This window comes from Microvirga sp. HBU67558 (assembly GCF_018069605.1).
In the GTDB taxonomy this organism is placed as follows: domain Bacteria; phylum Pseudomonadota; class Alphaproteobacteria; order Rhizobiales; family Beijerinckiaceae; genus Microvirga; species Microvirga terrae.
Window position 1 is genome coordinate 1 of sequence record NZ_JAGPUP010000280.1, and the last position, 876, is coordinate 876.

At 67.8% G+C, this 876-nt stretch carries 1 pseudogene; it reads right to left on the bottom strand.

Features of this window, described 5'->3' with window-relative positions:
- Nucleotides 1-876 (bottom strand): annotated as a pseudogene (locus KBI52_RS33830) (acetyl/propionyl-CoA carboxylase subunit alpha); the annotation flags it as partial.

Consider the following 876-nt stretch of genomic DNA (forward strand, 5'->3'; position numbering starts at 1 on the left):
CAGGGCCGCCAGCTCGGCCTCGCGTTTCGTGTAGACCCGCACCTCGGCCGAGGTGCCCGCATGGGCCAGCACGACCCCGTTGAGGATCGGCCGCACCTGGAAGGCGACGGGCTCTCCACCCACCGTCCCGTTCCAAACGGGCTGACCGGGCACCCAGCCCGACACGATCGGCCAGGCCCGGCCATCGATGACGACCGCGAAGCCGCCCTCGATGTCCTCGATGACGGCTTCATGCCGCTCCTTGCCCAGGAGCACGACGCGCTCGCGATCGAACTGCACGCTCGCGGCCTGCCGCATCTGACCGGAGATGTGTCGCTTGCGCTCGTTGAGCAGATGGTCGATGGCGGCGCCCACGGCCGCCATGCGCAGGGCCACCTCGCCCTCCGGGGCCGGCGCCTTGAACCCCTGCGGGAACTCCTCGGCGATGAAGCCGGTGGAAAGCTGACCCGATTGCCAGCGCGGATGCTGCATCAGGGCCGACAGGAACGGGATATTGTGGCGGATGCCTTCGATGGCGAAAGCATCAAGCGCACTCGCCTGAGCCTCGATGGCCTGGAGGCGGGTCGGGGCGTGAGTCACCAATTTGGCGATCATCGGATCGTAGTAGATCGAGATCTCGCCGCCCTCGTAGACCCCCGTATCGTTGCGAACCGTCACGCCGCCCTGCTCGCCCTCGCGCGGCGGACGATAGGTGACGAGGCGACCGGTCGAGGGCAGGAAGTTGCGCACCGGGTCTTCCGCGTAGATGCGGCTTTCCACCGCCCAGCCGTTCAGCTTCACGTCCGCCTGCGTCAGGCTGAGGCGTTCGCCAGCGGCGACGCGGATCATCTCCTCCACGAGGTCGATCCCGGTGATCAACTCCGTCACCGGATGCTC